Annotated in this window: 9 protein-coding genes; 5 read left to right on the top strand and 4 right to left on the bottom strand. The window is 52.1% G+C overall.

What is annotated here, in order from left to right; translation table 11 throughout:
- The first annotated feature begins 877 nt into the window (after positions 1 to 877).
- The 5 genes from AC5JO6_RS12685 to AC5JO6_RS12665 all read left to right on the top strand — a co-directional run bounded on the left by AC5JO6_RS12685 (position 878) and on the right by AC5JO6_RS12665 (position 8,022).
- Positions 878 to 2,497, top strand: coding sequence for an HD domain-containing phosphohydrolase (locus AC5JO6_RS12685; RefSeq protein ID WP_496081427.1), 1,620 nt, complete (start codon positions 878 to 880; stop codon positions 2,495 to 2,497).
- 178 nt (positions 2,498 to 2,675) lie between these two features.
- Positions 2,676 to 3,602, top strand: a complete 927-nt coding sequence (locus AC5JO6_RS12680; RefSeq protein ID WP_496081426.1) for a formylglycine-generating enzyme family protein — start codon at positions 2,676 to 2,678, stop codon at positions 3,600 to 3,602.
- A 182-nt stretch (positions 3,603 to 3,784) separates the two neighbouring features.
- Positions 3,785 to 4,720 (top strand): homoserine kinase, encoded by a 936-nt coding sequence (gene thrB / locus AC5JO6_RS12675; RefSeq protein ID WP_496081425.1) that lies wholly within the window; start codon positions 3,785 to 3,787, stop codon positions 4,718 to 4,720.
- Positions 4,721 to 5,156: 436 nt separating this feature from the next.
- Positions 5,157 to 7,373, top strand: coding sequence for a phosphoketolase family protein (locus AC5JO6_RS12670; protein WP_496081424.1), 2,217 nt, complete (start codon positions 5,157 to 5,159; stop codon positions 7,371 to 7,373).
- Positions 7,374 to 7,623: 250 nt separating this feature from the next.
- Positions 7,624 to 8,022: a hypothetical protein gene (locus AC5JO6_RS12665; protein ID WP_496081423.1), complete on the top strand. Its 399-nt coding sequence runs from the start codon at positions 7,624 to 7,626 to the stop codon at positions 8,020 to 8,022.
- A gap of 190 nt (positions 8,023 to 8,212) precedes the next feature.
- Here the strand turns inward: AC5JO6_RS12665 and AC5JO6_RS12660 are convergent, their stop codons facing one another.
- From AC5JO6_RS12660 to AC5JO6_RS12645, 4 genes are all read right to left on the bottom strand, one after another.
- Positions 8,213 to 8,656 carry a toll/interleukin-1 receptor domain-containing protein gene (locus AC5JO6_RS12660; RefSeq protein ID WP_496081422.1) on the bottom strand — a complete coding sequence of 148 codons (444 nt, stop codon included), beginning with the start codon at positions 8,654 to 8,656 and terminating at the stop codon, positions 8,213 to 8,215.
- 255 nt (positions 8,657 to 8,911) lie between these two features.
- Positions 8,912 to 9,160 (bottom strand): hypothetical protein, encoded by a 249-nt coding sequence (locus tag AC5JO6_RS12655; RefSeq protein ID WP_496081421.1) that lies wholly within the window; start codon positions 9,158 to 9,160, stop codon positions 8,912 to 8,914.
- A gap of 227 nt (positions 9,161 to 9,387) precedes the next feature.
- Positions 9,388 to 10,656 (bottom strand): glycosyltransferase, encoded by a 1,269-nt coding sequence (locus AC5JO6_RS12650; protein ID WP_496081432.1) that lies wholly within the window; start codon positions 10,654 to 10,656, stop codon positions 9,388 to 9,390.
- 12 nt (positions 10,657 to 10,668) lie between these two features.
- Positions 10,669 to 10,833, bottom strand: coding sequence for a hypothetical protein (locus AC5JO6_RS12645; RefSeq protein ID WP_496081420.1), 165 nt, complete (start codon positions 10,831 to 10,833; stop codon positions 10,669 to 10,671).
- Between the last annotated feature and the right edge of the window lie 322 nt (positions 10,834 to 11,155).

Here is an 11,155-nt window from a genome sequence, read left to right as displayed (position 1 = left end):
CCATGAACACTTTAGCTTCCCCGAAGAGGTACTCCCACGTGGTAACGCTCTCTAGGGTTTAGCGTTTCACTGAATTAACGTTCAACTTGTTTTAGTCGGGTAGCTGCCCTCGCGATCGTGCGAGGGCTTTTTATTGAGACTCGTTTCTTGTTGGGACTCACAAAATTGCGCCTCACGCTCCCCAGTTCCAATGAGCATGTGTTATCTTTACTACAGGTGGAAAACCACTTGGAGCGTGCTCCAATCTTTTGAAACTACACCGTTCAGGATTAAGGAGGTGATGCCCATGCCAGATAGTAGTAAATGCCTGGGTCATCAAGCTGAAGTTAGCCGGCTGCGTGCCGGGGCTGTGCTCTAACAGTCAACCTGGATTCTGAGTGGAATTAAGTACACGAAGATCAACTGGCTGATTCGGAGTTCCTTCCGGCAGTCTGGTTTCAGTTTGAAGACCCGCTACACCGCTCCCACCGAAGCTGTTCTACTAATTTGAACGCCGGGTGGGAGCGGATAGTTTTTTAAAGGGGTACTTTTATTGGTTGTTTAAAGCTCTTGGGCACCTTCATCTAGTTTTTTATATTTAAAGCTTCAATTAAATAGAGATTTGATTAAGTCTTGCGATTGGTTTCTATAAATATTTTTGCTCAGATTATTCTATTCACTAGACCACTTGTCAAGCACGCTCGCTCAGACAGTCTTTCGGTAATGCTGACGTTGCTTGTTGAGTTGATGTTTGTTAATTATGAGGAAGTTAGCCACCTTACTGCCTAATGGAGCAATTGCCTTGCTTCGTTAAGCTTAAAAGTGCTTAATTGAAGCAGATCGACCTGCCTTCTTGAAACACTCAGGATGAGTATCGTTTGTCCCTCTGAGGTTGGATATGACTGATAGCCGGGATCAGTCCAATGAATCGACTGAGCGCTCTGGATTAATTGAACAACTTCTGGCGATCGGTACGGCGCTTTCAAGCACACATGACCTGGGAGCGTTGCTCACTTTAATTTTGGCGAAGAGCCGTGAAATTACCTGTAGCGATGCAGGGAGTGTTTACTTGGTCGATCGCAGTGGACAGGAGCCGCTGCTATGGTTCAAAGTGGCACAAAACTTTTCGCAGCCCGCCGCATCATTTCAAGAATTTGCGATGCCCATGACCCCAAAAAGTCTGGCGGGTTATGTGGCACTGACGGGTGAGAGCTTAAATATACCAGATGCGTATAATTTGCCGGAAGGGGTGCCGTATCAGCTCGATCGCAGCTTCGATCGCAGCATTTCCTACCGAACACGTTCTGTACTTGTGCTGCCGATGCAGAATCAGGAGCGCGAGATGATTGGTGTGCTTCAGTTGATTAACCGCAAGCGTAAGCCAGATACCAAAATTACGGCTGAGAATGCTCTTGACGTAACCCAACCTTACTTGGATTGGGAAAAGCGAGTCCTGCAATCACTTGCCAGTCAAGCCGCCATCTGCATCGAGCGGAACCAGTTGCAGGAGAGCATTGAAAACCTGTTTGAGGGCTTTGTCAAAGCATCAGTGCAGATTATTGAAACCCGCGATCCTTGCACCTCTGGTCACTCAGAGCGCGTCGCAGACTTGACCGTGCGGCTGAGCCAGGAAGCAAGTGCGGTGACGATCGGTAAACTCCAGCCGATCTACTTCAACGATCGACAAACTCAAGAGATTCGTTATGCAGCGTTATTGCACGACTTCGGTAAGGTAGGTGTGCCAGAAGCCATTTTGGGCAAGCAGAAGAAGCTGTTTCCGATGCAGCTTGAGGTCGTGCGAAATCGGTTTGCCCTGGCTCAACGAACCTTAGAAATGGAGTGCGCTCAGTCAAAGTTTAGGCATTTAATTGAGCATCCGAGCCATCAGGGTAGGCATCATGGTGAAGCCGCTTGTTCTCATTGCCAGCAACTCAAACGATTGGATGAAAAATTGGCGCAGGCGATCGCCCAGCTTGATCACTACTGGACGGTGCTGCTGGAAACAAACGAACCGCGTATTCTAGCTGAAGCACCCCTGGCACAGTTGCGCGAACTGGCACAGTATACCTACCGGGACATTGACGGTACGCTGAAGCCGCTGCTGTCGGAAGCGGAAATGACGCAGCTTTCAGTCCAACGTGGCACGCTTACGCTAGCGGAACGGGAAGTGATTCAATCGCACGTCACCCATACCTATGAGTTTTTGAAGCAGATTCCCTGGACGAAACAGCTTCAGAATGTGCCCGCGATCGCCTACGGACATCACGAAAAGCTAGACGGTAGCGGTTACCCACTCGGCTTAAAGCAGGCAGATATTCCCATTCAGTCACAGATGATGGCGATCGCAGATATTTACGATGCGTTGACAGCTGGCGATCGTCCGTATAAACGCAGTCTTTCTCTGCCCATGGCGCTCAAAATCTTGAAGCAAGAAGCGGCACAATCTAAACTAAATGGCGATTTGGTGGAGTTGTTTGAGCAGCGTCAGGTTTTTGCCGTGTTAGGGCACAGCGGTTGAGGCAAGGAGAGACGGGTGAGGAGGGAGCAAACTGACTGGCATCGCCTGAACTCTACAGCAGAGGCGAATCATACATGAAGCAGGATGCAGTTATTGAGGCTGTATCTGGTAATGTTCTTTTGGGCACAGATATCTTCTAGATGACAGTACTCCGTCGATTCAGTGATCATTCCCCTTTATGGCTGATGCGTCCGTTTGTGAGTTTGACACTCTTACGGTTGATGTATATGGGCAGACCTACGAGCAACGCCGCCAGTCGGTTGAGCATCGTCTTGAAGACTTGGGACACGGGCTTACTTTAGAGTTGGTCGCCATTCCAGGCGGCACGTTTGTGATGGGAGCGCCCAAAACGGAGGAAGGGTGGCATCCGAGCCAAAGCCCGCAACATACGGTCGCGATCGCCCCCTTCTGGATGGGCAAATATCCCGTCACTCAGGCGCAATGGAGCGTGGTGGCTGCCTTGCCAAACGTCAAGCATCCTCTACCACCGAAGCCATCCTGCTTTACAGGTGCAAATCGCCCGGTGGAGCAGGTTTCCTGGCAGGATGCGATCGAGTTTTGCGCTCGTCTTTCTATCCATACACATCGCCGCTACCGACTGCCCAGCGAAGCGGAGTGGGAATACGCCTGCCGTGCCCCGATTCTGACCAGCGGAACGCTAGAGCGCGGGAAAGTGCAGAGTGCGACAACGACAACGCCGTTCTGGTGTGGTGAGACGATCACTACTGAGCTAGCGAACTATTCTGGCGTTGACTGGGAGTACGAAGGTAGAGTGTGCAGCAAAGGCTCCTATGGCAAAGGCGCAACGGGGAGCGATCGCCGCGAGACAACCGACGTGGGCAGTTTTGCGATCGCCAACGCGTTTGGACTCTATGACATGCATGGACTAGTGCGCGAATGGTGCGTCGATCGCTGGCATGACAGCTACGACGGCGCACCAGACGATGGGTCTGCCTGGATAGAAAACGGCACGACTGACCAGCGCGTGTTACGCGGCGGCTCCTGGAACGGTAGTCCAAAGGTCTGTCGCTCTGCCTTTCGCAGCAAACTCAACCCGGAAACGCATTTGTATGACATTGGGTTTCGGGTGGTGGGAGAGGGATAAAGGAGGAGGCAGAAGGCAGAAGGCAGAAGGCAGGAAGAAGGCAGGAGGCAGGAGGCAAGAGGCTAAGGGCTGACCGCTTGACTTAAAACTTAAAACCAAAACTCCCCCACTCCCTACTCCCCACTCCCCACTCCCCTTACCCGATCGTGAGAAAATGAGTTGTTCTACACTGTGGCGCATTCGTGACGACTGTTACTGTTACCGTTCCAGCGACGACAGCAAATTTAGGACCAGGATTTGATTGCTTGGGAGCGGCACTGACGCTCTCAAATCGGTTTCGCTTTTCGCGGCTGCGGTTGGGTGAGAGGGATGTGAGCATTACAGCGATCGGTGCTGAAGCGGAGCAAGTCACCACGGGTGCTGACAACCTGGTATATCAAGCGTTTGTCAAGGTTTACGAACAACTGAAGCAGGTGCCTCCGCCCGTGCAGATTGAGATTCAATTAGGTGTACCGCTGTCACGTGGGTTGGGCAGTTCGGCAACGGCGATCGTCGGTGGACTGGTGGGAGCAAATGCGTTGGCAGGGTCGCCGCTGACGATAGATGAGGTGATGCGATTGGCGATCGCGATCGAAGGACATCCCGATAATGTCGTGCCAGCACTCATCGGTGGATGTCACCTTGCTGCTAACAGTATTGACACGGGCTGGGAGATTTGCGAGATCCCCTGGGATGTGAATGTGATACCGATCGTCGCCATTCCTGCCTTTGAGCTTTCCACAAAAATCGCTCGACAAGTGCTACCTAAAACGTATAGCCGCGCCGATGCGATCTTCAACGTGGCGCATCTGGGGTTGTTGCTACGTGGATTAGAAACGGGAAGGGGTGAGTGGCTCAAGGCGGCAATGCAAGATCGTCTGCATCAACCCTATCGACAGGTATTGATTCCAGGGTATGAAACGGTACAAGCCGCCGCTATACAAGCTGGAGCGTATGGCATGGTCATTAGTGGTGCAGGACCAACACTTTTGGCATTAGCAGCGCCACAAACGGCAACGGCTGTGAAAGAGGCGATCGCCACTGCCTGGGCAAACCAGGACTTTTTAGTGCAGGTACAGGCGCTTCAGATTAATCAAAAGGGTGCGATCGCGCAGGTTGTGGTAGACGAAGCACCGTAAACATTTGCTCCTTCACCATCAGAGTAATGTGTGCAACTGTAAAGAATCGCGCTTTGGAAACTGTTAAGGCATTCGGCTACGCTCAACCCGCTATGACTGAAGGTTGAGCGCCGTCGAAACCTGGTTCATTGGTCGGTTATTAAACCGCAAAGCCCTAGGGCGTGTTTTAAAACCCTCGAAAGCCCCCAACCCCCAAACTTGGGGGCTTACAAACCAGCTTCAAAGTCCCCCAGAATTGGGGGATTGAGGGGGCAGAAGTTCTCGGTAACAAAGCAATTAGGAGTTTTAAAACACTGCCTAGCGGCTGATGATCGCATACATAGATACCTTCAAGAGCAACCATTAAAACTCCCGTCATCTTTTTAAGTAGTGGGCTGTGTACTATTGTTAGAAGGCGATCGCCGCTAGACTTTTCGTTGCAGTAGGTATGTGAAGCATGACCGCAGTTACTCCCAACCCCCCATCCGTTAGCGCTCCAGCCTTTTGTGAAGGCATCCAATATTTCAGCGATTCTGTCTCCGGTTTTGATGTCTACGGCAAAGCTCCGGTGATTGGAGAGGGAAAAACCGCGATCGCCGATGTTGCCGATCCCACTGCTGCGTATCAGACGCTGCTGTATGCGGATGCTTTACGCTACTTGATTCTACAGGTGACAGCCAGCAAGGCATCTGGGCATCCAGGCGGCTTTGCGAGTCAGGCAGAAGCCTACGCTGCACTGGTCATGCTGGGCTACAAAAACATCATTACCGAAGTGGGGCATCATGCTCCTGGCTTCTACAGCGCGATGTTTCTGGATCGCTCGTTGGAAGACATGGGCATCACTACGGTGCAGCAGTTGCGCGATCGCTTCCGCGAACAGCATGGGTTACTGGGACATCTTTCCGGCTTTATCCCCGGCATTCTTGCGCCTGCTGGACCGTTAGGGCAAGGACAGCATTTTGCGATGGCAGCGGCACTTTTGCACCCTGACAAACTGTTCCCTTTCACCGTTGGCGACGGCGGCTTGGGTGAACCGTACATTGTGAGCGCGATCGCCCACTTCCACACCGCCTACCCCAAGGCGACCAACTTTTTACCTGTTCTCGTTTGGAACGGCTTCTCTCAAGAACACCACAGCATGGTGTCGCTCAAAACCAACGAGCAGATGGAGTCATACTGGCGCGGCAACGGGTTTGAGCAGGTTGTACTCATTGATGCGAAAGACTTTGACGACCAGAATCAGCCTGGGGCATACGTAGACAACACAGCCTTTTCCTTTGAACAACGACTTGCCTTTGGTCAGGCAGTGCTAGCAAAAACTCATGAAGCAGCGCGCTCTGCACTCGCTGGCAAACTCACGGTGCTCATCATCAAGCAACTCAAGGGCGCTGGCGTTCATGCTCGTGGCGCAAAATCCCACAACCTTTACGCTCAGCACACGTTGGAGAACCCCGACATTATTGCGGCGCTACACACCCGCGCGCTTTCTCCTGCTGCCTGGTCGCTCGTGCGAACCAACTGCGAACGTGCAGGTGGTGGACCTGCCAGCAAAACAGCCGTTACGGAGTCCGTTCTCCCGCTGATGGATTTAGGTCAATTGCCGTTAGAGGAATTTACCGTTGGTGGCGATGCAAAAGTGTCTACAACCGCAATGGGTAAGCTCGTTGCTGCTGTAGGGCAAGCTGACTCTAGCTACGTCGTTACCAACGCGGACGGCAACGAAGCCTCTGGCATCGCCAACATCAATCAGGCGCTCAAAATTATTCACCCCACCGACGATCCGCTTTACTACCAAAAACCGGGCGGTCAGGTGTATGAGCCGCTGAGCGAAGATGCTTGTGCAGGCTTGGCAGCCGGGTTAGCGCTGATGGGATCTCGATCGCTCTGGTGTTCCTACGAATCCTTTGCCATTAACGGGTTACCCATCTGGCAAACCGTGACGCAAGCAATGGCAGAACTTCGCCGCCCTACACCCGCTACTGTCACACTCTTCACCGCTGGCGCGCTAGAGCAAGGACGCAACGGTTGGACGCATCAACGTCCAGAAATTGAGGCATATTTCGCCGCCATGATGCGAAACGGCAACGTCTTTCCCCTCTTTCCACCCGATGCCAACAGCATTCAGGTTTGCTACGACTGGGCACTGACTCAGAAAAATAAGGGCGTTGTGATCACAGCCAGTAAATCGCCGTTACCGATTCGGACAACGTTTGCACAGACGCAACAGGCGATCGCTAACGGAGCCATTACCCTCCATGAAGCCAGCGGTAGAAAAACCGTTGTGTTTGCTGTCATCGGCGACATGCCTCTCATCCCAGTGTTTGAAGCTGCCACACGCCTGACAGCAGAAGGAGTCGGCGTTCGTATTGTTTCTGTGATTAACCCGCGTCGCCTGTACCGCTCGTCGGACGTTGCCTGGAAACTTTGCTCTGAACCCGACGAGCGCTTCCTCAGCGACACCGAGTTTGAGCGGTACTTCAGCGGTGATGCACTCATTGGTGTTACAGGCGGTGCCAGCGGGATGTTAGAACCCATCATGCTGCGGAGTAACGCAAAACGAGATACGTTCGCCTGGAAGCGGGGCGAGACGACTGCCAGCCCTAGCGAACTCATGGCAGTGAACGGCATCACTGCCGCGACACTGGTGGAACGTGCCGTCTCGTTGATCCATTAAGTGATAACCGCTTTGAATGCACGATCGCGCTTACCGTGTTCGCCTACGTACCATTGTGGTGGTTGGAACCCTTAAGCTATGGTAATGTGCATAGGGTTTACCTACCACATGAGCAATCTTTTAAGCTTTATCCCGTTGGAGGGATGAACAACGATGAGTCAGTAGCTGTATAAGTTACAGAGATGTCAACTTGATTGTTGATTGCTCAGAAGAAGTCAACCATCACAAACTCACTGAGGAGAAGTCCGCTATGTTGAAACGATTTGCTGCCGCTGCCATTATTACGCTTTCGATGGGTCATGCTGTGGTTGCATCAGCAGCGCCATTGGCAGTCACTAACTCTCCAGATAAGGAGACCATTGTGGGTGGTCGATCGGTCGATCTGCCAACACCACCTGTTACACCTATTTACTTCACTCTACCAATTGAATTGGCGATCGTGAAAGATCCCGCAGTCTCTACAAACACGCCTATTACTGATAGCCTAACCAGTGACTACGCAGCCTGGGGCGCTAAGATCAAAGAGTGCTCGCTTCAGAAGCCAATCTTCGTCAGAAAAGTTGGCGATGAGCAGGTGCCTTTCATCGTTGGCGGCTCAGAAGGTACGATCAAGCTCAACGCAAACGACAAGCCTGTTTGTAGCCTCTAAGCCTCTAGTTCCTGATACTCTAAAGCGAGCGTAGTAAAGCAAGCAGCAGTGGCTATATTCTGGTTCAACTGGCTTTACTACGCTTATGCTTTGACACTTCAAAAACGCCTAAGGCGCGTCATCATCGCCAAACGGTTGCTTGCATTGCATCAAAGTGGAAATCATACGCCCAAATGGCAAGTTTTAATCGTTAAGTTATTGCAGTTGTTGTTGCATCGAAGAAAGTAATTGCCTGGTCTGAATAGTGCTGAATCAGTTGGGTAGCATCTTGATCGTCGGCGATCGTCGGTTGAAGGAAAGTTGCACCAGCAGCGATCGCTTGAGTGTACCGAAAGCTGATCAAGGTTCCCAACCGTACCGGAATCAGCGTTCGATGCTTCCCGGTTGGGTCTTGGGCAAAGGCTGCTGCCCATTCCGGTGCTGTAAATTCAGACTTCAAGTAGGTGTCTGATAAAACTGCGATCGTGCGTTTTGCCTCACTTGCCGCCTTTTGCCTCTCCAGCACAAAATTTTCACCCGCCCGGAAGCCCCATGCCTGAATGACCACCGTAGATCCCGCTGCTTCCAGCGTCCAGGCGATCCATTCTGCCCAAGCGCGATCGTGGCGGTTGTAGCTCACAAAAAAATCATTCATGATGCAGGGCTGCAACGCTTAAGGTCTGGGATGGAACGGGATCTGAGTCTCTGGTTGTACAACGATCACACGGTAAGCTCCGCCCTAAATCCCCCTGCCTGCGGCTTCCCCCTTCTAAAGGGGGACTGAGGGGGATCACAATCTATACCGTCTGCAAAAGTGTCTTGTCTGAGTGATCTCAACCATCAAGCGGCTGCCGCAAAATTTCGGGGTTCCGGCAAAAATCAGCAGACATGAAGGTTAGGGCAAGACCATTCACCGTTTAGACACCACCATTTTTACTTCAAATGAGAGCAATGTCATTTGAAACGGGAGTGTTTCTATTTGAGACAGGAACGATCGCACTTCAAACAGGAATGTTGCTACTTGAAACAAGACCATTGCTGTTTTGACCTGCATTGTTCTCACTTCAAACAGGAACGATCGCACTTCAAACAGGAACGATCGCACTTTAAACAAGAATGTTTCTACTTGAAACAAGACCATTGCTGTTTCGACCTGCATTGTTCCTATTTCAAACAAGAATCGTCCTACTTGAAACAGGAGTCATCCTACTTGAAACAGAAACGTTCTCATTTCACGCTAAAAGTGCCCCGTTGAAGCTTACGCTGCTGATGGCGGCGGCTTGATCGTTTTCGGTTGTGGTCAGATCGATCGCGCCCCGATTAATCACAACGTCACTCAGGCATTGCCCGATCGCTGCTAAGAATCAACCAGCCTGCTGATTAGCGTCATTTCACCTGCGTCACGCGCCAGCTTAGCTTCAAATTAATCCAGAAGTTCCAGAGCGTCACTGCGACGATCGCCAAAAAGTTCGCCAGATACGCGTTGAGATGCAGCCCGTTGAAGAGCACATTTAAGATCAGAATGTTGAGAATCAGCCCCATCAGGCAAATCAGGTTGAACTTGGCAAACCGCCTGATGACTTGATGCCGCGCTTGCTGTCGTTGCGACAGATCGCCAAACGTCCAGCGATCGTTCCACAAAAAGTTATTGATGATTGCCAGTTCTCCAGCCACGATCGCGCTACGGGTCAGCCCTAAGCCCAACGTGCCGTGCAGGAGATAGAGCAACCCCATATTCACGACCAGTCCACTTAACCCCACGAAGGCAAAGCGGACAAACCGCCCCAATAGGAAGTTAAACCGCTGGCTGATACGACCCAGCCGCCCTAACGACACTCGCAAGCGCACCAGATGATGGATGTAGTCGCGGTACTGCTTCCAGGTGACCTTGCTCTCGCCAGCCTCACGCTCCTGAAACACATAGCCCACTTCCGCAATCTGATCAATCTCGCCCCGTCCCAGCACTTCCAGCAAGATCTTGTAACCGAGTGGATGGAGTGATCGTCCCGCGATCGCACAACGGCGTACCAAAAAATAGCCGCTCATTGGATCAGACACCCGACTCACGACACCCGGCAGCAAAACAAGCCCCAGCAGTTGAGCACCCCGCGACAAAAAGCGTCGCATCGCACTCCAGGTACTGACACCACCGCCATCCGCATTACGACTGGCAACCGCTAAATCGGCACCCTGCGCGATCGCCAGAAGTAGTTGCTGCAACACTTCCGGTGGATGCTGCAAATCACCGTCAATCACTCCCAAAAGCTCGCCTCGCGCCACCTGCCAGCCGCGAATGACCGCTGTTGAAAGCCCCCGCTCCTGCTGACGGCGCATCACACGCAGGCAAGGATAGCTCGGCATCAGCGCCTGCGCCAATTGCCAGGTGCCGTCTGGACTATCGTCGTCAACCACAATAATTTCGTAGTTGTGAGGCAGCACGGCATCCAACTGCTGGCTCAAGAGCGCCACAATACGCTCAATGTTACGGCTCTCGTTGTAGGTTGGCACCACCAGAGAGAAGCGTACTGCCACAATCGAGCCTGCCTGCTCCTCTGGGGTACCGTCAAATGCCTGCACCAATGATAGCGATCGCGGCGGCACCTGCAAGAGACCTGAAAATTCAGGCAGAAGCTGATTGTAGCCAGTCGTCACCATAGACATTTGGGGTTAGGGAGTCGATGCCAGCACTAAAGCCGCGATCGTGTTAGGAACTGCCGTCATTACGAAGACAAACACAAAACAGCCGCAGCGAGCGGTTGCCCAGCAAACCATCTTGCTTAGAGAAAATTGCTGCCGTTCTTGCCTTTCATCAGGTTTACACAGAGAGACCATTGTGTAAATCGTTCCTAACGCTGGCACCGTTGTCCCTAAACGCAAAACGGTTGGGAATGTGCCTGATGGCGATCGTGTGACTGCAAAACTTGGCGGAGCTTTCAGCGTTCAGCGTTCAGCTTTTAGCGTTCAGCGTTGAGCTTTTAGCGTTCAGACCAAGGTTGGCTGCTGATGGCTGACCGCTGATGGCTGATGGCTGACCGCTGTTTAAAAGTGCTATTCAGACCCGTTTCCAGCACGATAGCGTAGGTCTAAAAACGGTTGGTGCATGTGCTAGCGTTGGCGTACTAACCCGCCTTAAACGTGCAACCTCGTGGCAATG

The organism is Tildeniella sp. (genome assembly GCF_059505325.1).
This window is presented reverse-complemented; position numbering and strand designations above follow the sequence as displayed.